General features: G+C 60.5%; 19 protein-coding genes and 1 other annotated feature. Of the genes, 8 read left to right on the forward strand and 11 right to left on the reverse strand.

Annotated elements, in window-relative coordinates; all coding sequences use genetic code 11:
- Positions 1-12: 12 nt before the first annotated feature.
- The 3 genes from purN to ACIQUH_RS01425 form a co-directional block, all read right to left on the reverse strand.
- Entirely contained in the window at positions 13-687 is a 675-nt protein-coding gene (gene purN, locus ACIQUH_RS01415) for a phosphoribosylglycinamide formyltransferase (protein WP_400812027.1), read from the reverse strand.
- Complete coding sequence (gene purM / locus ACIQUH_RS01420) at positions 684-1,757, reverse strand: phosphoribosylformylglycinamidine cyclo-ligase (RefSeq protein ID WP_400812029.1); 1,074 nt, start codon at positions 1,755-1,757, stop codon at positions 684-686. Before purM ends, purN begins: the two co-directional genes overlap by 4 nt.
- 123 nt (positions 1,758-1,880) lie before the next feature.
- Positions 1,881-2,675 (reverse strand): class I SAM-dependent DNA methyltransferase, encoded by a 795-nt coding sequence (locus ACIQUH_RS01425; protein ID WP_400812031.1) that lies wholly within the window; start codon positions 2,673-2,675, stop codon positions 1,881-1,883.
- Positions 2,676-2,918: 243 nt separating this feature from the next.
- On the opposite strand from ACIQUH_RS01425, the gene ACIQUH_RS01430 reads away from it, so the two are divergent.
- From ACIQUH_RS01430 to ppx, 4 genes are read left to right on the forward strand one after another with little or no spacing between them, the layout of a single operon-like run.
- Positions 2,919-4,076: an AI-2E family transporter gene (locus tag ACIQUH_RS01430; RefSeq protein WP_400812033.1), complete on the forward strand. Its 1,158-nt coding sequence runs from the start codon at positions 2,919-2,921 to the stop codon at positions 4,074-4,076.
- A 2-nt stretch (positions 4,077-4,078) separates the two neighbouring features.
- Positions 4,079-4,807, forward strand: coding sequence for a DnaA regulatory inactivator HdaA (gene hdaA / locus ACIQUH_RS01435; RefSeq protein WP_400812034.1), 729 nt, complete (start codon positions 4,079-4,081; stop codon positions 4,805-4,807).
- A 53-nt stretch (positions 4,808-4,860) separates the two neighbouring features.
- The gene (locus ACIQUH_RS01440; RefSeq protein WP_400812036.1) at positions 4,861-7,107 is read left to right on the forward strand and encodes an RNA degradosome polyphosphate kinase; all 2,247 of its coding nucleotides are present in this window, start codon (positions 4,861-4,863) and stop codon (positions 7,105-7,107) included.
- Positions 7,104-8,627, forward strand: coding sequence for an exopolyphosphatase (gene ppx, locus ACIQUH_RS01445; protein ID WP_400812037.1), 1,524 nt, complete (start codon positions 7,104-7,106; stop codon positions 8,625-8,627). Before ACIQUH_RS01440 ends, ppx begins: the two co-directional genes overlap by 4 nt.
- Before the next feature lie 31 nt (positions 8,628-8,658).
- On the opposite strand, the gene ACIQUH_RS01450 is transcribed toward ppx, so the two are convergent.
- The 8 genes from ACIQUH_RS01450 to ACIQUH_RS01485 form a co-directional block, all read right to left on the reverse strand.
- Positions 8,659-9,291: a DapH/DapD/GlmU-related protein gene (locus tag ACIQUH_RS01450; protein ID WP_400812039.1), complete on the reverse strand. Its 633-nt coding sequence runs from the start codon at positions 9,289-9,291 to the stop codon at positions 8,659-8,661.
- Positions 9,292-9,444: 153 nt separating this feature from the next.
- Positions 9,445-9,792 carry a hypothetical protein gene (locus tag ACIQUH_RS01455; RefSeq protein WP_400812490.1) on the reverse strand — a complete coding sequence of 116 codons (348 nt, stop codon included), beginning with the start codon at positions 9,790-9,792 and terminating at the stop codon, positions 9,445-9,447.
- A 173-nt stretch (positions 9,793-9,965) separates the two neighbouring features.
- A complete protein-coding gene (locus tag ACIQUH_RS01460; protein WP_065654053.1) occupies positions 9,966-10,313 on the reverse strand; it encodes a hypothetical protein in 348 nt (115 codons plus the stop codon).
- Between the two features lie 239 nt (positions 10,314-10,552).
- On the reverse strand, positions 10,553-11,911 hold the full coding sequence (locus ACIQUH_RS01465) for an esterase-like activity of phytase family protein (RefSeq protein WP_400812040.1): 1,359 nt from the start codon (positions 11,909-11,911) through the stop codon (positions 10,553-10,555).
- Between the two features lie 152 nt (positions 11,912-12,063).
- The gene (locus tag ACIQUH_RS01470; protein ID WP_400812042.1) at positions 12,064-13,092 is read right to left on the reverse strand and encodes an adenylate/guanylate cyclase domain-containing protein; all 1,029 of its coding nucleotides are present in this window, start codon (positions 13,090-13,092) and stop codon (positions 12,064-12,066) included.
- A 206-nt stretch (positions 13,093-13,298) separates the two neighbouring features.
- Positions 13,299-13,904 carry a hypothetical protein gene (locus tag ACIQUH_RS01475; RefSeq protein WP_400812044.1) on the reverse strand — a complete coding sequence of 202 codons (606 nt, stop codon included), beginning with the start codon at positions 13,902-13,904 and terminating at the stop codon, positions 13,299-13,301.
- Between the two features lie 79 nt (positions 13,905-13,983).
- Positions 13,984-15,150, reverse strand: coding sequence for a ribonuclease D (gene rnd / locus ACIQUH_RS01480; RefSeq protein ID WP_400812046.1), 1,167 nt, complete (start codon positions 15,148-15,150; stop codon positions 13,984-13,986).
- An 82-nt stretch (positions 15,151-15,232) separates the two neighbouring features.
- The gene (locus tag ACIQUH_RS01485) at positions 15,233-16,504 is read right to left on the reverse strand and encodes an MFS transporter (RefSeq protein WP_400812047.1); all 1,272 of its coding nucleotides are present in this window, start codon (positions 16,502-16,504) and stop codon (positions 15,233-15,235) included.
- A 191-nt stretch (positions 16,505-16,695) separates the two neighbouring features.
- Here ACIQUH_RS01485 and aspS point away from each other — a divergent pair, with 191 nt between their 5' ends.
- From aspS to ACIQUH_RS01505, 4 genes are all read left to right on the forward strand, one after another.
- Complete coding sequence (gene aspS / locus ACIQUH_RS01490; RefSeq protein ID WP_400812049.1) at positions 16,696-18,483, forward strand: aspartate--tRNA ligase; 1,788 nt, start codon at positions 16,696-16,698, stop codon at positions 18,481-18,483.
- A gap of 254 nt (positions 18,484-18,737) precedes the next feature.
- Positions 18,738-20,183 carry a cell envelope integrity protein CreD gene (creD, locus tag ACIQUH_RS01495; RefSeq protein ID WP_400812051.1) on the forward strand — a complete coding sequence of 482 codons (1,446 nt, stop codon included), beginning with the start codon at positions 18,738-18,740 and terminating at the stop codon, positions 20,181-20,183.
- A gap of 313 nt (positions 20,184-20,496) precedes the next feature.
- Positions 20,497-22,602 carry a methyl-accepting chemotaxis protein gene (locus ACIQUH_RS01500; protein ID WP_400812053.1) on the forward strand — a complete coding sequence of 702 codons (2,106 nt, stop codon included), beginning with the start codon at positions 20,497-20,499 and terminating at the stop codon, positions 22,600-22,602.
- Between the two features lie 78 nt (positions 22,603-22,680).
- Positions 22,681-22,736, forward strand: a sequence feature (sul1 is cis-regulatory element that is thought to sense ions involved in sulfur or methionine metabolism; They are found in Alphaproteobacteria).
- 75 nt (positions 22,737-22,811) lie between these two features.
- On the forward strand, positions 22,812-24,293 hold the full coding sequence (locus ACIQUH_RS01505) for a SulP family inorganic anion transporter (protein WP_400812055.1): 1,482 nt from the start codon (positions 22,812-22,814) through the stop codon (positions 24,291-24,293).
- Positions 24,294-24,300 lie beyond the last annotated feature (7 nt).

Here is a 24,300-nt window from a genome sequence, read left to right on the forward strand (position 1 = left end):
GGTATAGCTTTATCAGAAAGCGGAAATCAGGTTGGAATACTCGGATTTACTCTCGTTATCCATGGATATGGCTTTGCCGTCTTCCATCCGCACCTTGCCTTCCGCAAGCCGCTTCAGCGTCAGCGGGTAAAGCTGGTGCTCGACGGTCAGGATGCGTGCCGCAAGCGTATCGGCCGTGTCGCCGGAAATGACCGGCACCGCTCCCTGCGCGATGGTCGGGCCTTCATCCATGCCTTCGGTAACGAAATGCACGGTGCAGCCGGAAATCTTCATGCCGCTGTCGATGGCGCGCTGATGGGTGTGTAGGCCCGGAAAGAGCGGCAGCAGGGAAGGGTGGATATTGATGATGCGGCCTTCATAGGGAGCAATGAAATCCCCCGATATCAGCCGCATGTAACCGGCAAGGCAGATGATATCAGGCGCGATTTCGCCAAGAGCGGCCAGAATGGCGCCCTCGTGCTCGGTCTTGCTGGCATAGGTCTTGCGTTCGAAGACCAGCGTGGGAATGCCCATGTCCCGTGCCTTTTCCAGCCCGCCCGCAGACGCCTTGTCCGAAATCACGCAGACGATTTCCGCCGGAAAATCCGCCGCCTGGCAGGCCTTGGCCAGCGCCACCATGTTGGAGCCGCTGCCGGAAATGAAAACGACGACGCGTTTGCGGCCGGTCGGGAAGGCGGCGCTCATCATAGGCCGAGGGCGCCCTTGTAGATCGTGCCATGTGCGCCCTCTTCGCGGGCGACCATGCGGCCGAGCGGGAAGACGGTCTCGCCTTCGGCCGTGAGCGCGTCGGTGACCTTGCCGGCATTTTCAGCCGAAACGACGACGATCATGCCGACACCGCAATTGAAGGTACGCAGCATTTCCTTGGCTTCAACGCCGCCGGTTTTCGCCAGCCACGAGAAGACGGCGGGAACCTTGATCGCTTCGAGATCGATCTCGGCAGCGAGATGCTTGGGCAGAACGCGCGGAATATTCTCCGGGAAACCGCCGCCGGTAATATGCGCCAGCGCCTTCAGCGCGCCGGTCTCGCGGATCGCCTTCAAAAGCGGCTTCACATAGATGCGGGTCGGCGTCAGCAGCGCTTCACCGAGCTTCTTGCCGTCGGCGAAGGGGGCGGGGGCGTTCCAGTCGAGACCGGAGACCGATACGATCTTGCGCACCAGCGAAAAGCCGTTTGAGTGAACGCCGGAAGAGGAAAGGCCGAGAATGACGTCGCCTTCGGCAATGTCGCCGGCCGGCAGAAGCTGACCGCGTTCGGCCGCACCCACGGCAAAGCCCGCGAGATCGTAATCGCCATCGGAATACATGCCGGGCATCTCAGCGGTTTCGCCGCCGATCAGCGCACAGCCGGATTCGCGGCAGCCGGCGGCGATGCCGGAAACGATGGCCGCACCCTGATCGGGGTCCAGTTTGCCGGTTGCGAAATAATCGAGGAAGAACAGCGGTTCTGCGCCCTGAACGACGAGATCGTTGACGCACATGGCGACGAGATCGATGCCGACGGTGTCGTGATAGTTGGCGTCGATGGCGATCTTCAGCTTGGTGCCGACGCCGTCATTGGCGGCCACCAGAACCGGATCGGTGAAACCAGCAGCCTTCAGGTCGAACAGGCCGCCGAAGCCGCCGATTTCGCCATCCGCGCCGGGACGCCGTGTCGAGCGCACCGCCGGTTTGATCTTTTCGACCATCAGGTTGCCGGCGTCGATATCCACACCCGCATCACTATAGGTAAGACCGTTCTTGCCCGACTGGCTCATGGCTCTCGTCTCCGCTGGTTCCTTTGGCGTCGCCATTCGCACGGGACGGGGCCTGATGCAAGGGTTTGAGTGGCAATAGCTCCGGTTTTTAACGGCTTTGGCGGGGTTAGCCGGATTGGGTGCTCACGATGGCTGCGGCGCGGCGCGACAGACGAGATTGAGCAGGCCGTCATTGGAAGTATCGGAATTTTCCTCGATCAGCCGTCCGTTCTCGCCATAACGTGCGGCGATCTCAAAACCAGCCGCTTCCAGCTGGCGGGTCTGGGCGGCAAGGTCGATGAAATAAAACAGGCCGCTCCAGCGGTGCGCCTGATCCGCGAGAATGGCATATTCCGGTGTCCGCCGTGTCGAAGCTTGCAGGCGCAGATAATTGATCCAGCTTTGCGGATGCAGCGAATTCACCACCTCGCGCGGGTGCCAGGAACGCCGGTGCAGCGGCATGCCGCCGGCCCGCTTCCATTGGCGATTGTGAAACGAAAAGATGAAATATCCGCCGGGTGCGAGAATGCTTCGCACGGCATGGATGATGGCAAGCCGGTCTTCATGGCCGAAGGCGCTTAGAATGGCGAGCGCGCCGAGCACGCAATCGAAACGCTCCGCGCCGAACTGGCCGATCGACCGCACATCCATGTCGAGAAACGTGGCTGAGGGAAAATTGCGCCGCGCCAGCGCCAGCATCGGCTGCGAGCGGTCAATGCCGATATAGTCTGCCACCAAGGGCAGAAGCGGCTTCGTCGTTCGTCCGGTGCCGACGCCGAGGTCAAGCAGCCGCTTGCCCGCATAGGCGTGGCGGAACTGATCGAGAATGATGCGTTCGGCCGGGTAAAGCTGCTGGTTGTCGTACCATTCGGCAACTTCGGGATTGTCGAAGAGACCGGCATTATATTCCGCGATGCCATTTTCACTGGTGCTCTGCATCGTGCCCCCCCGGCCGCCGGACAGGAAGGAGCGCTGCTGGCTCGCCCGGCAATATTTGATAGTTGTCTAATATTTACCGCCGGTCAACCTGCCGTTGCGAGGGGCGGCCGGAAATGAGGGATTTTGCCGCTGTGCCGGCAGTCTCCTTCTGTCGGCGTAGGAAAGCGCCGGTCTTGACCATGTGCATATGCGCATCCTATCTCCATCATGGGCGGTGACGGTGCGGCGATAAAGGATGAACGGATGCAACCCCATGTAAGCGGTACGAGCCTGCGCAGGCAGGTGTTTTTCTGGGTCGGCGTGCTTGCCGTCTTTATCCTTTTCCTGATGGTCTTCAGCTCCATTCTCCTGCCCTTCGTGGCGGGCATGGCGCTTGCCTATTTTCTCGATCCGGTTGCCGACTGGCTGGAGCGGCGCGGCCTGAGCCGGTTGATGGCCACCGTCGTCATCCTCGTTTCCTTCGTGCTGATCTTCGCGCTGTCGCTCATCATCATCATTCCGCTGATCGCCGCCCAGGCCTCGGAATTCATCACGCGCATCCCGCAATATATTTCGTCATTGCAGCAGCTGATTGCCGGCGCCGATACCAATCTTCTGCCCGATTGGGTGAGCAGCCAGATCAACTCGGTAAAGGAGAATTTTTCAAAGCTGCTGACCGAAGGCGCAGGTTTCATCGGCACGCTGCTGACGCAGATCTGGAATTCCGGCAAATCGCTGGTCGATGTCATGTCGCTGCTGGTCGTCACGCCCGTGGTCGCCTTCTATCTTTTGCTCGACTGGGACCGGATGATCGACAAGGTCGATAGCTGGATACCGCGCGACTATGTCCATACCGTCCGCCAGATCGCCCGCGACATGGACAAGACCATTGCCGGTTTCGTGCGCGGGCAGGGGTCGCTCTGCATCATTCTCGGCGTTTATTACGCCGTCGGCCTGTCGCTGGTGGGCTTGAATTTCGGCCTGCTGATCGGCCTTTTTTCGGGCCTCATCAGCTTCATTCCCTATATCGGCTCCATGGTCGGCCTCATCCTCGCCGTCGGCGTCGCCATCGTGCAGTTCTGGCCTGATTACATCTATGTCTTCCTGACGCTCGTCGTGTTCTTTTCCGGCCAGTTCATCGAAGGCAACATCCTTCAGCCGAAACTTGTCGGTAAAAGCGTCGGCCTGCATCCGGTCTGGTTGATGTTCGCGCTCTTCGCCTTCGGCGCGCTTTTCGGTTTCGTCGGCCTGCTGGTCGCGGTTCCGGCGGCGGCGGCGGTCGGCGTGCTTGTCCGCTTCGCCTTGTCGCGGTATCTTGAAAGCGATCTCTACCACGGGCACGCCGCCAACCTTCCCTGGGACACCAATCCTGCCCTGGAAGAAGGGGAAACGTCCTCCGGCAAGGTTGACTCTCAGAGCTGACGATGACTGACCAAATCAAAACCGACAACGCCCGGTCGAAGGCCGAGCAGCTGCCGCTCGCATTCTCGCACCAGCCCGCCTCCGGCAGGGACGATCTTCTCGTCTCCGCCTCCCTTGCGGCTGCCGTCAGCCTCGTCGATGAATGGCCCAACTGGCGCTCGCCGGTCGTCGTGCTGGCCGGGCCGCCGGGCTCGGGAAAATCGCACCTCGCCAATATCTGGAAAAGCATCGCCGGCGCCCGGGATATCCACCCGCAGGCGGGCACGGATGCCGCGCGCTTGGCCGAGAGCGGTGCCGTTCTTTTCGAGGACGCGGACCGCCGCGGTTTTAACGAGACCGAACTGTTCCATGTCATCAACAGCGTGCGTCAGCACGGGACCACGCTTTTGATGACGAGCCGGCAATGGCCGGCCGCATGGCCGGTGACGCTGCCGGACCTGCGTTCGCGCCTGAAGGCCGTGACGGTGGTGGAAACCGGTGAACCGGACGAGGGGCTGCTGGCACAGGTGCTGGTAAAACTCTTCGCCGACCGGCAGCTTTACATGGATGACAAACTCGTAGGTTACATCGTCAATAGAATGGAGCGTTCGCTCGATACGGCGCAGACGATCGTGGACAGGATCGATCGGCTGGCGCTCGCGCGTGGAACGAGAATTACACGTCCGCTGGTGGCGGAAGTCCTCAACGCGATGGACAAAGCACCGGCGGGCAGCGGACTGGACGTCGATTAACTGTCACAGTTCCGTCGTCAAACTGTTATACGGGCAAGAAGGACGATCGCGCGATGCAGCAGGATCACGGGACGGAAACAGGTCAGGGGATGGAACAGGGAATGGACGCTATCGTGCAGGAAGACTTCAACAAGGTTCAGCCGGCAACCGAGGGCGAAAGCCTGTGGGACAGCCCGGCGCGTTTCATCAACCGCGAATTCTCCTGGCTCCAGTTCAACCGTCGCGTTCTCGAAGAAACGCTGAACACGGATCATCCGCTGCTGGAGCGGCTGCGTTTCCTGTCCATTTCCGCCGCCAATCTCGATGAATTTTTCATGGTCCGCGTCGCCGGCCTCGAAGGGCAGGTGCGCCAGAAGATCACCGTCAAGACACCCGACGGCAAGACGCCGGCCGAGCAGCTCGAAGATATTCTGAAGGAAATCGACAATCTGCAAATGGAGCAGCAGGCTTCGCTTGCCGTTCTGCAGCAATATCTTGCCAAGGAAGAAATCTTCATCGTGCGCCCCGCCGCACTTTCGGATGCGGACCGGCTGTGGCTCGGCACCGAATTCGAGGAACGTATTTTCCCGGTGCTGACACCGCTGTCCATCGACCCTGCGCACCCGTTCCCCTTCATTCCGAACCTTGGTTTCTCGATGGGCCTGCAGCTCGACAGCGTCAACGGCCGCGAGCCGATGACGGCGCTCCTGCGCCTGCCGCCGGCGCTCGACCGCTTCGTGCGCCTGCCGGATGACAAGAACGCCATCCGCTACATCACGCTCGAAGATGTGGTCGGCCTGTTCATTCATCGGCTCTATCCCGGCTATAGCGTCCGGGGCTTCGGCACGTTCCGCATCATCCGCGACAGCGATATCGAGGTGGAGGAAGAGGCGGAAGATCTGGTCCGTTTCTTCGAAAGCGCGCTGAAGCGCCGCCGCCGCGGTTCCGTGATCCGTATCGAGACCGACAGCGAAATGCCGCAGTCCCTGCGCCAGTTCGTGGTGCATGAACTCGGCGTGCCGGATAACCGCGTCGCCGTTCTGCCCGGTCTGCTTGCGCTCAACACCATTTCGGAAATCGTGCGCGCGCCGCGCGACGACCTGAAGTTCGAACCCTATAACGCCCGTTTCCCGGAGCGTGTGCGCGAACATGCCGGCGATTGCCTTGCCGCCATCCGCGAAAAGGACATGGTGGTTCACCACCCCTATGAAAGCTTCGACGTTGTGGTGCAGTTCCTGCTGCAGGCGGCGCGCGACCCGGATGTGCTCGCCATCAAGCAGACGCTCTACCGCACCTCCAATGACAGCCCGATCGTTCGCGCGCTGATCGATGCGGCCGAGGCCGGCAAATCCGTCACCGCCCTGGTCGAGCTGAAGGCGCGTTTCGACGAAGAGGCGAATATCCGCTGGGCGCGAGACCTGGAGCGCGCCGGCGTGCAGGTCGTCTTCGGCTTCATCGAGCTCAAGACCCATGCCAAGATGTCGATGGTTGTGCGCCGCGAGGATGGCAAGCTCAGAACCTATTGCCACCTCGGCACCGGCAACTATCACCCGATCACGGCCAAGATCTATACCGACCTGTCCTTCTTCACCTGCAACCCGAAGATCGCCCATGACATGGCGAATATCTTCAACTTCATCACGGGTTACGGCGAGCCGGAAGAGGGCATGAAGCTCGCCATTTCGCCCTATACGCTGCGCGCCCGCATCGTGAAGCACATCAATGAAGAGATCGAGCATGCCAAGCGCGGCGCGCCGGCGGCGATCTGGATGAAGATGAATTCGCTGGTCGACCCTGAGATCATCGATGCGCTCTACCGCGCCAGCGCGGCGGGCGTGGAGGTCGATCTCGTCGTGCGCGGCATCTGCTGCCTGCGCCCGCAGGTTCCCGGCCTGTCGGACAATATCCGCGTCAAATCCATCGTCGGCCGCTTCCTCGAGCACAGCCGCATCTTCTGCTTCGGCAACGGTTTCGGCCTGCCTTCGGACAAGGCGCTGGTCTATATCGGCTCGGCCGACATGATGCCGCGCAACCTCGACCGGCGCGTGGAAACGCTGGTGCCGCTCACCAATCCCACCGTGCACGAGCAGGTTCTTTCACAGATTATGCTGGGCAATCTCATTGACAACCAGCAGAGCTACGAGATACTTGCGGACGGAACGTCGAGGCGCATCGAGGTGCGTAAAGGCGAAGAACCGTTCAACGCGCAGCACTATTTCATGACCAATCCCAGCCTTTCCGGACGTGGTGAAGCCCTGAAGTCCAGTGCGCCCAAATTGATTGCCGGGTTGATTTCGTCCCGCAAGAAACAGGCTGAATGACTCGATCAGAAGCACAGGGGCGGCTGACCGGCCTTGCCCCCGTTTCCGTCATAGATATTGGTTCGAACTCCGTTCGTCTCGTCGTATATGAAGGTCTTTCCCGCGCCCCCGCGGTGCTGTTCAATGAAAAGGTCCTGTGCGGCCTTGGCAAAGGGCTGGCGCTGACGGGGCGTATGCATGAGGAAGGCGTCAGCCGGGCGCTGATGGCGCTCAGGCGTTTTCATGTGCTGTCCGAGCAGGCGCAGGCGCAGAAGCTTTATGTGCTGGCGACGGCTGCGGCGCGTGAGGCGGAGAACGGCCCGGATTTCATCCGCGAGGCCGAAGCCATTCTCGGCTGCGAGATCGAGGTTCTGTCAGGCGAAAAGGAAGCGCTTTATTCCGCCTATGGCGTGATCAGCGGTTTCCATGATCCGGACGGCATCGCGGGTGACCTCGGCGGCGGTTCGCTCGAACTCATCGACATCAAGGGCAAGAGCTGCGGCGAGGGCATTACCCTGCCGCTCGGTGGCTTGAGGCTTTCCGAGCAATCCGATGGCTCGCTGGAAAAAGCGGCCACCATCGCCAGAAAACATGTCAAATCCTTTGCAAAGCTTCTGGCGGCGGGCGAGGGGCGCACCTTTTATGCCGTGGGCGGCACATGGCGAAATATCGCCAAGCTGCATATGGAAATTACCGGCTATCCGCTGCACATGATGCAAGGATATGAATTGCCGCTGGAAGAAATGCTGAATTTCCTGGAGGAGGTCATCGTCTCCCGGGACAGCAAGGATCCGGCCTGGCAGGCGGTTTCCAAGAACCGTCGTTCGCTGCTGCCCTTCGGCGCGATTGCCATGCGCGAAGTCTTGCGGGTGATGAAGCCGGCAAAGATCGCCTTCTCCGCGCAGGGCGTGCGTGAAGGGTATCTCTATTCGCTGCTGACGGAAGCCGAGCGCGAATCCGATCCGCTGCTGGTCGCGGCAGATGAGCTTGCCATCCTGCGCGCCCGCTCGCCGGAACATGCGCGCGAACTGGCGGATTGGAGCGGCCGCACCTTCCCGGTCTTCGGTGTCGATGAGACGGATGAGGAAAGCCGTTACCGGCAGGCGGCCTGCCTTCTTGCCGATATCAGCTGGCGCGCCCATCCGGATTATCGCGGATTGCAGGCACTCAACATCATCGCGCATTCTTCCTTCGTCGCAATCACCCATCCCGGCCGCGCCTATATTGCGCTTGCCAATTATTATCGCTTCGAAGGTTTGAACGACAACGGCACCACCCAGCCGCTCGCCGTCATGGCGGGCGACCGTTTGCAGGAGCTTGGGAAATTGCTCGGTGGCCTGCTGCGTGTCGTCTACCTCTTTTCGGCCTCAATGCCGGGTGTCGTCGATCACCTGAAATTCCGCAAATCCGGCAATCCCGATCTGGACCTGGAATTCGTCGTGCCGCACGATTATTGCGATTTCGCCGGCGAGCGGCTGGATGGCCGTTTGCAGCAGCTGGCGAGACTGACGGGCAAGCGGCTGGCCTTCGTATTCGAGTAACGAACGGCGATGCCCTGTTTTGCGGCGCTGGTTACGACCAGCGCTCGCAAAAGGCTTCGATGTCGCTCGACTGAAAGTCGGAAAGCCTGGCCATGATCGTTTCGAAGGGCCAGTCCCACCATGCGAGTGAAGCAAGTTTTTCCGCGATGGATCGCGAAAATCGCTCGCGAATGATTTTCGCGGGGACGCCGCCGACGATCGTGTAGGGTGGCACATCTCTGGTAACAACGGCCCCGGCGGCAAGTACGGCGCCATCTCCAACCTTAACGCCCGGCAAAACGATAACCCCGTGACCGATCCAGACATCGTGCCCGATGATGGCGCGATCCTGTCTCCGCTGGTCGAAAAAGGCGTCGTCGCGCACCGTATCGGCGGCGTAATATTCCGGGCAATAGCTGAAACGATGCATCGATGGCCGGTCCATCGGATGGTTGGGGGCGCCTATCCTGACCTCCGCGGCGATGGCGCAGAACTTTCCGATTGTCGCATCTCCCACCATGCAACGGGGGCCAAGATAGGAATAATCCCCGAGTTCGGCGTTGTGCAGGGAGGTGTCAGCCAGAATTTCGCAGCATTCGCCGATATTTGAATCTCTTATGCTCGCCGTCGCATGGATGACGGTCTCTGCGATTTTCGGGCGCTTGATCTGTGCGGTCGAATCCATTCCAGCCTCCGGATTTGCGTCTGCTTAACCGGCGATGATGAAGGCGCTGTGACGTGGAATGGCCAAAGAAGTCCGGTCAGGCCGGGCATTCCTTCCAAATGCAGGCCTCGCGCGATGCCGCGTGAACCGAATCTTGTCTTCCCGCAGGATGTGTCACTCGCCCGGGACATCCGCAGCGGCAGGTTTTTTCTTAAAGTAGTGGTCGGATATGTTCTGAGCGTTTCGAATGATGTGGCCGGCGATTTCGGGGTCTCCCCCCTCGAAGGTCTCCGGGTTCGCCCCGCATAACATCAGGAAGAGTTGCTGGTGTGCGACAGCGGCAAAATAGTCATGAGGCGGCGGCTGCATGTCTGAATCGGCGGCCTGGAATGCCTCGGCGACCTCCTTGCTGGTGCGCTCGAGCGCCGCGTGAATGGTGGCCATCATCGCGGCTTCTTTGCGGTGCAATAGATCCTGAATTTGCCGCTCCGCCGGTGTCAGGACCGGGCAACTCTCATTCATCGAAATCTCTCCTGTCGGTGCGCCCATTTCGCTGACCGATAGTATCGTATGGATTGTGTCGGCTTTGCGGGAAAGACTGAAATCGTGGTGGCGAAACGAAACACAATAGCTGAACGCATGCTGGGTTTCGCCGGGCGAAACGGCAACAGACTGGCAGTCCTCGCGCAAACGGCTCAGCCGTGCCCCAGCGCCTTGCGGATACACGCGCTGAGATAGGCATATTGCAACGGTGTTATCGTCGCCATGGCTTCCGTGCGGCTGGCAAGCCTGTCCTGATAGCCGACCGGAATATCGAATTGGCTAAAGGTGAAATCCCAACGGGTGCCTTCGACGATGTTATAAAAATGGTCGGCACCGCTGACCGCCGTTTTGGCAAGCTCACCGCCAAAAATATCCTGCACCACCAGCGCGGTGACGCTGCCTTGGCCCTTGGCGGGGTTTTCGCGCGACCAGAGGCCGCTCGTCTCGCCCGACCAGCTTTTCTTCAGGGCGTAATAAAGTCTCTCTGCATGGTCCTGCATGAAACGTCTTCTTTTCCGCAAGCATGTTTCGGTTAAAGCATTTCCAGCAAAAGTGTACTCGGTTTTGAGTCCGGAAATACGTAAAAACAAAGAGTTAGAGTAATGGAGGTGAACCGGTGTTCACCGGAATTGCTCTAGCTCCGGAGAATCGGAACGGAGCGCCCTGCAGACGTTGTGTCTGCCGGGCGCTCCGTCCGGATCATTGGCGGCTGCCAAAGTAAGTGACAGCAGCCCTGGTCTTATTTCGCGTCGAGCAGGTCCTTGACTTCCAGCAGCACGAATTCGTTGTCGTCAGCCTTGTCCAGCGCACGGCCGGCCGAGAAGGGCAGGTTGTTGTCATTGCCGACGATGATATGCGTGGCATCGACGCGGTCGACATTCTCGATGGTAACGAAAGGCATGTCGTAATAACCGTTGCCGCCACCCTGACGCTTCTTATTGTCAGGATCGGAAACCTTCATCAGGTCGATATAGCCGATCTTGCGCGCGGCCTTGCCGACATTGGCGTCGTTGAGTTCGATCTTGTAGATGCGCTTCAGCTTGGCAGGGCGGGCGAAGCAGTCCGCAGCCGGAGCCTTGGGGTCGGCGCAGGCCTTGTCGGCCGTGCCGGCGCCATTGTCGCGCTCGATGACGAGGGCGGTGGCCTCGTCCAGCATGTTGAAGTCGCCGATCGCCTCGCCGCCTTCCGCCAGCGGATAAAGCCAGCTGCGGCCGGTCCATGCCTTCTTGGCGGTGTCGAGTTCGATGATGCGCAGCGCGGTGGCGCCGTCTTCGGTTTTTTCCACCTGGCCGTCGGCCATGTAGAGCGGGCCTTCCAGCAGACCGTAAAGCTTCGAGCCATCCTTGGAGAGGGCCATGCCTTCATAACCGCCGGAACGCTTGAGATTGAAGGCAGGCATTTTCTGCGTCGGGTTGCCGGGCAGGGCGAGAGCCGGATGATCGGGAGACTTGACCTCGATGTCGCCAGCCTTGGTGGAAATCACGTCGGTCAGCTTGCCGTCGCGGGTGAATTTCAGGATGTAGGGGCCGAATTCCTCACCCACCCAGAAACCGTCAGCGACCGGCTGAATGGATTCGACGTCGAAATCCGCACCCGTCAGGTAACGCTTTTCGGTGCCTTCGAGAACGATGGGGAAGGGCGCCTTCATGTCGGGGTCGGAGAGGAACACGGTTTCAAGCGCGTTGACCTTGCCGGCATCCCAATCGAGTTTCAGATGGTGAAGCATCAGCATGGCGTCGCTGGAATTGAGCTTGGAACCGAAACCGTTGTCGGAAAGGCTCCAGAAGCTGCCGTCGGGCATGGTCTTGATGCCGGAAAAGCCCTGCATCGGCTGGCCGTTGAACGGCATGGAAAGGCCGGTCAGGCGCACGCCATCCTTGCCCGGCACGGTGCCGAGACCTTCGGCGCGCTTGCGGTCGGCGGTCGTGAACTTGGCGGAGGTCTTGAGATGTTCAGGCGCATCGGCCGGTGCCGCGATCATGGTGTTGGCCGGCAGAATGGCGTGGGAGACCAGCTTTGCCGGAAACTCCTTCTCAGCCGCATAAGAGGTGGTGGCAAGCGCGAGAACCGCGAAAGGCGCGAAAAGAATGTGCTTCATGATGGAGACCCCTCGATACCTGTTGAAGACAGGATTGACGCGATAGGGTCGTCGCATGACAGGCAGGTGATTGCCGTTTGAAGCTTTGATGAATTTTGATGACGGCCATCATCGGCAGACGGGCCGCATGGCTTTTTTGCCGCCGATGGCGCTTATGCGGCGGGCGCCTGATATTGGCTGAGCGTGCAGACACCGAGCGTCTGGCCACGGCCCTTCACCGCATGTTCGCCGAGATATTCGCTGCGCACGCCCTTGGGAAGCACCAGCTGATGGGCGAGATCGGCGGAAATCAGCACGGGATGGCCGAGCATCTTGCTCAGCGATTCGAGCCGCGAAGTCGTGTTCACCGTGTCGCCGAAATAGGTGATCTTGTGATGGTCGACGCCGATTTCCGCCGTGATGACCGGCCCGCCATGGATGGCGAAGCGCAGGCGCGGCACCTCGCCGAAGCGGGAGAGCCACATGTCGCGGGTGTTTTCAATGGTCGCCTGAATATCGAAAACGCAGCGCACACAGGCCGCCCGCCGGATCGCCATGTGATAGGGCCAGGTGATGATGGCGGCATCGCCAATATAGTCGTCGATGACGCCGCCGTGTTTTCTGACCGGCGCCGCATAGCTTGCAAAGATTTCGCCGAGAAATTCCTGGGCCTTCAGGTCGCCATGGGTTTCGGCGAAAGAGGTGGAACCGACGAGATCGATGAAGATGAAGACGCGGTCTTCGCTGACCGGGCGGCGATAACGGCCAAGAATGAGATCGATGAAGATATCGCGGCCGAGAAGCTCACGCACCCGCATGATGAAGACGATGATGCCGCAGACGATGAGGGTGAAGATCAGCGTCTGCACTTCCGCATGCACCGCCCGTTTCCAGGTGCCGGGAAAGATCCCGCTCAGCCACAGGATCGTGCCGCCGAGCCCGAAGCCGCAAAAGACGAGGATGGCGTAGATGATGAGGCCGACGGCGATATAGGCCGGTGTCGGCAAGGCGCTCACCTGCCGCGACAGGCCCGGCATGATATAACCGCGCTCGAATGCGAGGATGGGCGCGCAGGCAAACAGCGCATAGGTCGCCCCGATGAGTGCGCCGCCACCATATTCCAGAAAAGCGTAGGCCACGCCGCTGCCGGCCACGGCAACGAAGAGCACCACGTAATCCAGAATGGGCAGCAATTTTCTCATATCGGTTCTTGATCTCGGGAAGGGGAGGCTTTGGTCTCGGGAAAGAAAGGCAGGCCGCTCCCTTCGGGCGAAGCTTCTGTTCAGGTCATATGCGACATTAGTGTGGAAAAAGCGCCGCAAAAAGTGAGCAATCGGTAAGGTTGCATGAAGGATTGGTAAGGCTGTTGCGCTGTTGCCGCAAAATCGGCGTTGCCGCCGCTCTACGCCTAATAGGATGTTCTGTAATAGACGGTTTCAAGCGGGGATTGCGGCCGGTCGTCCTGCGAGCGGTTCGACCATTTGACGGGGAAGGCGGCAAAACGCAGCCGGTTGCCGTCGATCCATGCCCGGTCGAACAGGGTTTCTCCCTTGCGGGCGAAGGTGATGGCGGCGCAGGTGCGGCCGTCAACGTCGAAGGGAATGTTCTCCTTCCAGCCGCTCAAGCCGCAGCCCATGCCTTTCGGGTCGCGATTATAATGGTCGACGACGTCGCCGTCATTCGCTGTCATGGTGATCGCGGTGACTGTGTGGGCAAAGAGCAGGCCATCCTGGTCTTTCAGCCCGCCATCCAGCGTGCCTTCGTAACGCACCTGCACCGTGGGCTGCTGGCAGCCGCTGCGGGCATAGACCTGCGACACCGCATGCATGCGATTGTCGCGAATGGTGATGCGCGTGACAATGCCATGCCGGTCATTCTTGCCGATCTTCAGGCAGTCTGTCGTCCATTCACCCTGGAGGTCGACCTTGTCCTCGCCAGCCCGGGTGGGAAGCGACGGGAGAATGCCTGCCGCCGCGACAAGCGTGGCGAGCAGCAGCGTGCGGGCAGGTTTCATGGCAAGACCCTCAAAGCGCGACCATCGACAGAGAGATGGGACGCGATGCGGGCGAAATTGGGGTGAGAAAGGCGGGCGGTTACGACTCGCTCGCCGCAACCTCAACTTCCACCGCCTCGACCTTCTTGCCGGCAAAACGCAGGGCGACTTCGCCATTGATGAGTTTCAGGGCCACATCGCCGAAGAGTTCCCGCCGCCAGCCGGTGAGTGCCGCAACGGTTGCCTTCTCGCCCTCGGCGGCGATCTTGTCCAGATCGTCGCTATTGGCGATGACCTTGGCGGCGACGCCGTGCTTGTCGGCCGTCAGCTTAAGGAGAACCTTCAAAAGCTCCACGGCAGCGCCGGAACCTTCCGGCGCGTGGCTATGACGCGGTGCCTTCGGCATTTCTTCTTTCGGCAGCGCCAGCGCCGCATTCACGGTTTCGATGATGGCGGTGCCGGAGGCGGAACGCTCCCAGCCCTTGGGAATGGTGCGCAGCCGCGACAGCGCCTCGGCGTCCTTCGGCTGCTGCTGGGCGATTTCAAAGATCGCATCATCCTTGAGGACCCGCGAGCGCGGCACGTTGCGCGACCGCGCCTCACGCTCGCGCCAGGCGGCGATGAATTTGAGGATGGCGAGTTCCGTCGGCTTGCGCAGGCGCGATTTCAGCCTGAGCCAGGCATCGTCGGGATGCATGTCATAGGTGTCGCGTGATTCCAGAACATCCATCTCTTCGGTCAGCCACAGCGAGCGGCCTTCGCGCTCCAGCTGTGCCTTCAGCGAGAGATAGACATCGCGCAGATGGGTCACGTCGGCCAGCGCGTAATCCAGCTGCTTTTCGGTCAGCGGGCGGCGGCTCCAGTCGGTGAAACGCGAGGACTTGTCGATCTGCACGTTCTTGATCTTCTGCACCAGCTGGTCGTAGGAGATCGAATCGCCGAAACCGCAGACCATGGCGGCGACCTGCGTGTCGAAGATCGGATGCGGAATGAGCCCGCCGAGATGGTAGATGATCTCAATATCCTGCCGCGCGGCGTGGAAGACCTTCACGACATTTGGATTGGCCATCAGTTCGAACAGCGGCGTAAGGTCGAGACCCTTGGCGAGCGGATCGACCAGCACTTCCAGCGTCGGGCTCGCCATCTGTACGAGGCACAGCTCCGGCCAGAAGGTCGTTTCCCGCAGAAATTCGGTGTCGATGGTGATGAATTCCGATTTCGCCAGTTCCGTGCAGGCTTCGGCGAGGGCGGCAGTCGTTTCAATCATTGCAAATGGCCAATCGTGAAAATTATCCGTCTTACTTTCCCTTTGCCGGGCGCATGTCAATACAAAGCCCGCTTTTGAAGGCTCAAGGGTCGTTTTTCTCGGGCGGATCGGGCTCTGGCCCATCCTTTTTGGGTGGTGGAGGCGAAGCGAGCTTCTGGAAATAGGCTGAGGTGCGCAAAAGCGAACTGAACCGCCAGTTCCGCTCCTCCACGGGCACACCTTCGCGCACCTGCAGCCGGTAGATGGTATAGGCGATGAAAACGATCTGGATCGCGGCCGTATAGCTGAACAGCGCCTTGGGGCCAAACTGGTCGATCAGCAGCGAAGCGAGAAGCGGTCCGACCGTCGCGCCCACCGACCAGAAAAACAGGAGCCCGGCCGACATCATCGCATGTTCGCCTTCCCTGGCGTGATCGTTGCCGTGCGCGGAACTCAGCGAATAGAGCGGTAGCGCGAATGCACCGAAAATGAAGACACCGATGATGTTGCTCCACTCGTCGGTGCCGGCGAAGAAGGCGAGGAACAGGCCGACAACGACCGAGCCGGCGGTGGTGGCGAGAATGATGATGCGGCGGTCATAGCGGTCGGAATAGACGCCGAGCGGATATTGCAGCACCACGCCGCCGATGATGCCCGCACTCATGAAGGTCGCGATGGCGGTGACGGACATGCCGATCTGTTCGGCATAGATCGGCCCCATATTGCGAAACGCCGCCATGCTGAGCCCGACGGCCACGCAGCCGACAACGGCAAGCGGCGAAATGCGCCAGACCGCGAAAAGATTGAAGGGGATCTGTTTCGGCGGTGCGGGGTTGGATTTGTCTGCAAGCGAGATCGGCACCAGCGAAAGTGTCAGCGCCATGGCAATCAGCGAAAACACCACCGGCCCGCCAATGCCGGCGATGGGAATGATATATTGCGCAAGCGTCACGGAGCCGAGATCGACGAAACGATAGATGGAGAGCGTGCGCGCCCGGTTGGAATTCGTGACCTGCGCATTGATCCAGCTTTCGATCACGGCGAAAAGACAGGCGACCGCAATACCGATGACGAAACGCATCAGCATCCAGAATACGGGATGGATGACGAGTGGCATGGCGATCGACGCCGCGGAAGCGACCGCCGCCATGGTGGCGAAAGTTCTGATATGGCCGATCCGGCGCATCAGTTGCGTCACCGAAATGCAGCCGAGCGCAAATCCGATGCTGTAGGCGGCGCTGATGAGGCCGATGGTGCTGGCCGAAAATCCCTCGGAGAGGCCGCGCAGCGCAATATAGGTTCCCTGCAGGCCGTTGCCGCCGATCAGGATACCGGCGGTGACGAGAAGCGGGATAAGAGGTCTGATCTGGCTCATTGCGGGCCGACTCGGTTTGGCGGGCTGAATAAGCACTATCTAAAGCCAAGGCGGGGGAAAGGACAGGCGGAAGGCGACAATCTTGCGCTTTGCCTTGACAAATCAGGCTGGCCATGCGCTTTTCCGGCAAATTTCGACAGTGCCGCCCATCTGGCCTCCATCAGGCCCACGACACGTTCCAGGATAAAAAAATGCATCGTTACCGCAGCCACACCTGTGCCGCTCTCCGCAAGTCCGACGTCGGCGAAACCGTTCGCCTTTCCGGTTGGGTTCATCGCGTGCGAGATCATGGCGGCGTTCTCTTCATCGACCTTCGCGACCATTACGGCATCACCCAGGTGGTGGCCGATCCCGATAGCCCGGCCTTCAAGGTTGCCGAGACCGTGCGCGGCGAATGGGTCATCCGCATCGACGGCCTCGTCAAGGCGCGCTCGGAAGACACCGTCAACAAGGGCATGGCGACCGGCGAGATCGAGCTTTATGCGCAGGAAATCGAGGTTCTCGGCGTTGCCAAGGAACTGCCGCTGCCGGTCTTCGGCGAGCCTGAGTACCCTGAAGACGTTCGCCTGAAGTACCGCTTCCTCGACCTGCGTCGCGAAACGCTGCACAAGAACATCGTTCGCCGCACGCAGATCATCTCCGCCATGCGCACCGGCATGGCCGATGCCGGTTTTGCTGAATATACCACGCCGATCCTGACGGCCTCTTCGCCGGAAGGCGCGCGCGACTTCCTCGTGCCCTCGCGCATCCATGAAGGCAAGTTCTTCGCGCTGCCGCAGGCACCGCAGCAGTATAAGCAGCTTCTGATGGTGGCCGGTTTCGACCGTTATTTCCAGATCGCGCCGTGCTTCCGCGATGAAGACCCGCGCGCCGACCGCCTGCCGGGCGAATTCTACCAGCTCGACGTCGAAATGAGCTTCGTGACCCAGGAAGATGTCTGGACCACGATGGAGCCGATGATGACGGCCGTGTTCGAGAAGTTCGCCGAAGGCAAGCCTGTCACCAAAGAATGGCCGCGCATTCCCTATGACGAGGCAATCCGCAAATACGGCTCCGACAAGCCCGACCTGCGCAACCCGATCGTCATGGAAGCCGTGACCGAACACTTCGACGGTTCGGGCTTCAAGGTCTTCGCCAACATGATCGCCTCCAACCCCAAGGTTCAGGTCTGGGCAATCCCGGCCAAGACCGGTGGTTCGCGCGCTTTCTGCGATCGCATGAACGCCTGGGCGCAGTCCCAGGGTCAGCCCGGCCTCGGTTACATCTTCTGGAAAGAAGAGGACGGCAAGGTTGGCGGCTCCGGTCCGCTCGCCAAGAACATCGGCGAGGAACGCACCGAGGCGCTGCGCCAGCAGCTCGGCCTCGAAGCGGGCGACGCCTGCTTCTTCGTCGCCGGCGATCCCGCCAAGTTCTACAAGTTCGCCGGTGAGGCGCGCACCCGCGCCGCCGACGAACTGAACCTGATCGACCGCGATCGTTTCGAAATGTGCTGGATCGTCGACTTCCCCTTCTTCGAATACAATGAAGAAGAAAAGAAGATCGACTTCGCCCACAACCCCTTCTCCATGCCGCAGGGTGGTCTGGAAGCGCTTGAAGGACAGGATCCGCTGTCCATCAAGGCGTTCCAGTATGACGCGGTCTGCAACGGCTTCGAAATCGCCTCCGGCTCGATCCGTAACCAGTCGCCCGAGCTGATGGTCAAGGCCTTCGAAAAGGTAGGACTCAGCCAGACGGACGTGGAAGAGCGCTTCGGCGGTCTCTACCGCGCCTTCCAGTACGGCGCGCCTCCGCATGGCGGTTGCGCTTTCGGTATCGACCGCGTGGTCATGCTGCTGGTCGGCGCCAAGAACCTGCGCGAAATTACCCTGTTCCCGATGAACCAGCAGGCGCAGGACCTTCTGATGAACGCGCCGTCGCCGGCAACGCCGACGCAGCTTCGCGAACTGGCGCTGCGTGTGGTTCCGTCCAAGAAGGACTGATCGGGATCTATTCGGGTTTCAAACAAAGGGCTGGCGGCGACGCCGGCCCTTTTTGTTTTGCAACGAACGCGGCAAAGTCACAATTTTACCGCGCATTAAACCGAATTCCGCGCACAATCAGCCGAAATCCGATCCCAGTATAGGCGCCGCGTTCACCTCGGGGACGCAAGACTATTTGGGGTTTTAAACTTGGGACAGCGCCGGCCGAACTTCGATTTCGGTTCCGGCGCGATCATATTTAGAAGGATTTCAGAATGGTACATGAAACGGAAAAAGATGCCGTCCCGGCGGGTGGGCAGGTTCCTCCAGCCCCGCCGCGCGGCAATTTCGCTGTCAGCCTGCGTTCGCCCGGCGCCAAGTTCCTGATGATCGGTTTCATATCGATGGTTCTGCTCGTGCCGCTCCTGCTCGTCTGGGGTTTGACGGAAGAGCGCGCCTCGCGGGCGGAAGACGTTTCGGGGCGGATCGCCAGCGGATGGGGTGGCGACCAGGTGGTGAACGGCCCCTATCTTGCCGTGCCCTTCGACATGGAGCGCCGCCGCGAGGTGGATGGCCGCAGCATAGTGGACCGAACGACGGAATGGGTGCTGGTCATGCCGGAAACGCTTGATGTCACGGCTGACCTCAAGACCGAGGAGAAGCGTCTGTCGATCTACAGCCTGCCGGTCTATAACGGCAACCTCATGCTGAAAGGCCGTTTCGGTTCCGGCATCCTGCAGGACCTTGCGCGCTTCTCCGGCACGCCGCGGCTGGACAGCGCCATTCTCGTCCTCAGCATTCAGGATATTACCGGCATCCGGTCCAGCGCCGGCGTCAAAATCGATGGCGGCCCGGTTCTGCCTTTCGATCCCGGCATGCGGGATATTTCGGTAATGACCAACCGCGGCGGTTCGGAGATCGCGATCAGGTCCGATGCCGGTGTGCACAGGCCGATTGAGAAAAACCTCATCGAAACGGGATTCGCCTTCGACATCGCCTTTTCCCTGAATGGTTCCGGCAGTTTCGCCGTGGCGCCGGCCGGTCAGACGACGAGCTTTGCGGCAAACGCCGATTGGCCGCATCCGGGCTTTGAAGGCCTGTTCCTGCCCGAGCAGAAGACCGTCACCGCCACGGATTTCAAGGCCAGCTGGACCATTCCCTATCTTGCAAGGGGCATAGACCGGGTGGTGGAGGGCAAGCGCCTGCCGCTGTCGGGCAGCCTGATGACGATCAATCTCGTCGAACCCGTGAAGTTCTACCAGATCATCGCCCGGACGCTGAAATATTCGATCGGCTTCATCTCGCTGGTCTTCCTCGCCGTCTTCATCGTCGAACTCAAGGGCGGTAGCGTCGTGCACTGGATACAATATGTGCTGACGGGGCTGGCGCTGGTCATATTCTACGTTCTGCTGCTCGCACTCTCCGAACATACGGGCTTTACGATCGCCTATGCCACGGCATCGATATCGACGGCGGCGCTGATCGCATCCTATCTCGGAAGCGCAACCAATAGTCGTAAAAGCGGTATGGCGCTGTTTACGGTTTTGGCGGTCGCCTATGGCGTCATGTACCTGGTTCTGAATGAAGATGAATATGCGCTGCTGGCCGGCGCGGTGATTTCCTTCATTGCCATAGCCGCGACCATGTATGCCACAAGGCAGGTCGACTGGTCGGGCACGGGATCCTCAAGAACGGGCAACGCCACAGGCAATATGGCATAGTCTCCGCCCGCTCCGAAGGGGTTCGGACCGGATGCCACAACGCCTTATTTTCCTTATCCGGCTTGGCATTCGGCGTGAAAGACGGGAAGCACGAGGCGAGGCGGGAAAGCGATGTTTTCCCGTCTCTTATCTGCTCTTTTTACTGCCGGCAACTTGGTCGTACGGGGCCTGTTGCTTGCAGGTATCGTATGCTTCTTTCGATTTGACCTGTGGATTGTCATAAAAACTTAATCGAACTGACAAATCCGGTAGAGAACTTCTTAAGCCTTGTCGATCATTCATCGCCCCATTAAATTTCGCAAACGAGGGTTGAATGTTTTCGCTGGTCTCGACGTTCAAAATAGCGCATCGCGTCTCTATGCTGGCGCTGGCCGCGCTGTGCGGTATCGCCGTCATCGCGGGCATGCTGCTGTGGCAAAGGCAGATGGAGGCGCGTTATCGCGTCGCTGAAGATACGCTGATCCAGAGGGACGGCGTGTTGACGACGCTGGTGGATGCGCTGCATGAAAGCCGCCTGCACCAGAAGGACTTCCTGCTATCAAGGGATATGAATTCCGTCGCGCAGTTCGACCAGACGATGGCGAAGGTCGAGCAGTCCGTCGCTTCGCTTGAAAGCGGTGCGGCGTCGCAGACGCGTGCGAAGCTCGAGGCGCTGGCGCAGGGCGTCGTTGCCTATGGTGACCGCATGAAGGCGCTGGTTGCCAAGAACCGGGAGCTGGGTCTCACGCCCACGGACGGTCTTGAAGGCGCCATGCGCAATGGTGTGCATTCCATCGAGAAACTCATCGACGCCGTCGCCAATGCCGAAATCCGCGCCAGCATGCTGATGATGCGCCGGCACGAAAAGGACTTCATCCTGCGGCGCGACGAAACCTATGCGACGAAACACGCCACCGAGGTGGAAACCTTCAAGGCGCTGGTGAAGCTGGAATACCGGCCGGGAGCGGAGCGCCAGCGCATCATGGATGCCCTGGAAATCTACACCGCATCCTTCCGCTTTTACGCGCAGGCGGTGCTGGAGGAGCAGAAGGCACGCGAAACGGTCGCCACTGCCTATAAGGCGCTGCTGCCCGTCGTCGCCGATATTTCCTCGACCTATCGGCAGGAGCGGCAGGCCAGCGCGCTCGAGAACAAAAACGCGGCGGAAAGCACGGTTTCGATCGTCGTCGTCCTCATCGCCCTGACCGTTCTGGTCCTTTTTGCCGGTGTCTATCTCATTGGCCGGTCGATAACGCGACCCGCGACGGCAATAACCGGCGCGATGCGTCGCCTTGCCGAAGGCGAGACCGACTTCGCCGTTCCCGGTCTGCGCCGCAAGGATGAATTTGGCGCCATGGCGCACGCGCTGGAAGTCTTCCGGCATGCCGCCATCGCCAAGATCGAACTGGAGAACCAGACGCTCGCGGCCCGGCAGCAGGCCGAGGCGGAAAAGGCCCGCTTCCAGCGTGAGGCGGAGGCCGAAGCGCAGGCAAGGCTGATACAGGCGACGACCGGGCTTGCGGCGGCGCTTCACCGCCTTGCAGCCGGCGATCTTTCCTTCGAATTGAGCGAGCCTTTTGCCCCGGATTTCGAGGCGTTGCGCCACGATCTCAACCGGACGATCCGCCAGCTCGATACCGCCATGTTCGGTGTTGTGCAGTCGGGCGTAGCCATTGATGGCGGCAGCCAGGAAATCAGCCAGAGCGCTGCCGATCTTGCCCGCCGCACCGAGCAGCAGGCCGCCTCGTTGGAGGAAACAGCCGCGGCCCTCGATGAGCTGACGGCCAATATCCGCATCTCGGCGGAACGCGCGGTGGAAGCCCGTGCGGTTGCCCATTCCGCGGATGAGGATGCCAGCCGCACGGCCGATCTCGTGGTCGATACGATCATGGCCATGGAAAAGATCGAGCAATCGTCCGGCAAGATCGGCAATATCATCAGCGTCATCGACGAAATCGCCTTCCAGACCAACCTTCTTGCACTCAACGCCGGCGTGGAAGCGGCGCGCGCGGGTGAGGCGGGGCGCGGTTTTGCCGTCGTCGCGCAGGAGGTGCGGGAGCTGGCGCAGCGCTCCGCGAAGGCCGCTGCGGAAATCAAGCAGCTCATCCGGACCTCCGGGACGGAGGTGAAGGAGGGCGCGCGCTTCGTTCGGGAAACCGGTGCGGCCCTGTCGCGCATCGGCGGCTCGGTGAAGACGATCAACGACCATATCGAAGCCATCGCTGCCGCCACGCACGAACAGTCGCTGGGTCTTTCCGAGATCAACACCGCCGTCAATCATCTGGATCAGGGCACACAGCAGAACGCCGCCATGGTGGAGGAAAACAATGCCGCGAGCGCCATGCTGGCGGGCGAGACCGCGCGTCTCAAGGAACTGGTCTGCCAGTTCCGGCTGAGCGAGATGGAGATGTCGGACTATCACGCGCGGGAAGCGGCCTGAGACACCATTGCAGTCATCGAAAAGCGGGCGCGCAACTTGCGGCCCGCTTTTTCGCCGTTTATAGGTGGGGACACTCACCACGGACCCGGTGAAATTCCGGGTGGCTCTTCTGGCCGCCGATCCGCCAGACAACGCAAAGCACCGACATTCCTTTTCAATCTACCGGACATGGCTCCGGCCGGTGCGTCATTCTTTGCGAAAAAAATCAGATGAACAGATTTCAGACTTACAGACGTGAGTGGTTTTCCAATATTCGCGGCGATCTCCTTTCCGGCATCGTCGTGGCACTCGCCCTCATTCCCGAAGCGATCGGCTTCTCCGTCATTGCCGGTGTGGATCCGAAAGTGGGGCTTTTCGCCTCCTTCGCCATTGCCTGCGTTTCCGCCTTCACCGGTGGTCGTCCCGGCATGATTTCGGCGGCAACCGCCGCGACGGCCGTCCTGATGGTCACGCTCGTCAAGGAACACGGGCTGCAATATCTCTTTGCCGCCACCATGCTCATGGGCGTGCTGCAGATCGCGGCGGGCTTTGCGAAACTCGGCCGGGTGATGCGCTTCGTCTCGCGCTCGGTCATGACCGGTTTCGTCAATGCGCTGGCGATCCTGATCTTCATGGCGCAATTGCCCGAACTGATCGGCGTGCCGGTTGAAACCTACGTCATGATCGCGGCCGGCCTTGCGATCATCTATCTCTTCCCGCTGGTCACGAAGGTCATTCCCTCGCCGTTGGTCGCTATCGTCGCCATGACCTGCGTGGCGGTTTTCTCCGGCATGGATATCCGCACCGTCGGCGATCTCGGCGAATTGCCCTCGACATTGCCGATATTCGCCCTGCCGCAGGTGCCTCTGACCTTCGAGACGTTGCAGATCATCTTTCCCTATTCCGTGGCGCTCGCCGCCGTCGGCCTGCTGGAATCGCTGCTGACGGCCCAGATCGTCGACGACATGACGGATACCGGCAGCAACAAGAGCCGGGAATGCATCGGGCAGGGGACGAGCAATATCGCGTCCGCCCTCATCGGCGGCATGGGCGGTTGTGCCATGATCGGCCAGTCCGTCATCAATGTCAGTTCCGGGGGAAGGGGACGGCTCTCCACCTTCGTGGCGGGTGCTTTCCTGCTGTTCCTCATTCTGGTGCTGGATGATCTCGTGCGCATCATTCCGATGGCAGCACTGGTGGCTGTCATGATCATGGTCTCCATCGGCACCTTCTCGTGGCGCTCCATCCTTGATCTCCGCCGCAACCCGCCATCGTCAAGCATCGTCATGCTGGTGACGGTCTGCACGGTGCTTGCGACCCATGATCTCGCAAAGGGCGTGCTGGCCGGCGTCCTTCTCTCCGGCGTGTTTTTCGCGGGCAAGGTGTCTAAACTCTTCCATGTCAGCCAGGAGCTTTCAGCCGATGGCCGCGAGCGGATATACCTTGTCGACGGCCAGATTTTCTTTGCCTCGACGGAAAGCTTCATCGCCGCCTTCGATTTCGCCGAAGAGGTGGAGGCGGTGACGATCGACGTCACCCAAGCGCATCTTTGGGATATTTCCGCAGTCGGCGCGCTGGACAAGGTGGTGATGAAATTCCGCAAGGCCGGCAAGCGGGTCGAGGTGATCGGCGTCAACGAGGCGAGCGCCCACATGATCGACCGTTTCGCCCTGCATGACAAGCAGGATGCGGCGGCAGCCCCGCTGCACTGAGCGCAAA

It is taken from the genome of Agrobacterium sp. NPDC090283 (assembly GCF_044769685.1).
GTDB lineage: Bacteria > Pseudomonadota > Alphaproteobacteria > Rhizobiales > Rhizobiaceae > Agrobacterium.

Excerpts from the sequence above, each read along its gene's own strand:
- purN (WP_400812027.1), bottom strand. The coding sequence starts at position 687 with ATGATGAGCGCCGCCTTCCCGACCGGCCGCAAACGCGTCGTCGTTTTC.
- purM (WP_400812029.1), bottom strand. The coding sequence starts at position 1,757 with ATGAGCCAGTCGGGCAAGAACGGTCTTACCTATAGTGATGCGGGTGTG.
- ACIQUH_RS01425 (WP_400812031.1), bottom strand. The coding sequence starts at position 2,675 with ATGCAGAGCACCAGTGAAAATGGCATCGCGGAATATAATGCCGGTCTC.
- ACIQUH_RS01430 (WP_400812033.1), top strand. The coding sequence starts at position 2,919 with ATGCAACCCCATGTAAGCGGTACGAGCCTGCGCAGGCAGGTGTTTTTC.
- hdaA (WP_400812034.1), top strand. The coding sequence starts at position 4,079 with ATGACTGACCAAATCAAAACCGACAACGCCCGGTCGAAGGCCGAGCAG.
- ACIQUH_RS01440 (WP_400812036.1), top strand. The coding sequence starts at position 4,861 with ATGCAGCAGGATCACGGGACGGAAACAGGTCAGGGGATGGAACAGGGA.
- ppx (WP_400812037.1), top strand. The coding sequence starts at position 7,104 with ATGACTCGATCAGAAGCACAGGGGCGGCTGACCGGCCTTGCCCCCGTT.
- ACIQUH_RS01450 (WP_400812039.1), bottom strand. The coding sequence starts at position 9,291 with ATGGATTCGACCGCACAGATCAAGCGCCCGAAAATCGCAGAGACCGTC.
- ACIQUH_RS01455 (WP_400812490.1), bottom strand. The coding sequence starts at position 9,792 with ATGAATGAGAGTTGCCCGGTCCTGACACCGGCGGAGCGGCAAATTCAG.
- ACIQUH_RS01460 (WP_065654053.1), bottom strand. The coding sequence starts at position 10,313 with ATGCAGGACCATGCAGAGAGACTTTATTACGCCCTGAAGAAAAGCTGG.
- ACIQUH_RS01465 (WP_400812040.1), bottom strand. The coding sequence starts at position 11,911 with ATGAAGCACATTCTTTTCGCGCCTTTCGCGGTTCTCGCGCTTGCCACC.
- ACIQUH_RS01470 (WP_400812042.1), bottom strand. The coding sequence starts at position 13,092 with ATGAGAAAATTGCTGCCCATTCTGGATTACGTGGTGCTCTTCGTTGCC.
- ACIQUH_RS01475 (WP_400812044.1), bottom strand. The coding sequence starts at position 13,904 with ATGAAACCTGCCCGCACGCTGCTGCTCGCCACGCTTGTCGCGGCGGCA.
- rnd (WP_400812046.1), bottom strand. The coding sequence starts at position 15,150 with ATGATTGAAACGACTGCCGCCCTCGCCGAAGCCTGCACGGAACTGGCG.
- ACIQUH_RS01485 (WP_400812047.1), bottom strand. The coding sequence starts at position 16,504 with ATGAGCCAGATCAGACCTCTTATCCCGCTTCTCGTCACCGCCGGTATC.
- aspS (WP_400812049.1), top strand. The coding sequence starts at position 16,696 with ATGCATCGTTACCGCAGCCACACCTGTGCCGCTCTCCGCAAGTCCGAC.
- creD (WP_400812051.1), top strand. The coding sequence starts at position 18,738 with ATGGTACATGAAACGGAAAAAGATGCCGTCCCGGCGGGTGGGCAGGTT.
- ACIQUH_RS01500 (WP_400812053.1), top strand. The coding sequence starts at position 20,497 with ATGTTTTCGCTGGTCTCGACGTTCAAAATAGCGCATCGCGTCTCTATG.
- ACIQUH_RS01505 (WP_400812055.1), top strand. The coding sequence starts at position 22,812 with ATGAACAGATTTCAGACTTACAGACGTGAGTGGTTTTCCAATATTCGC.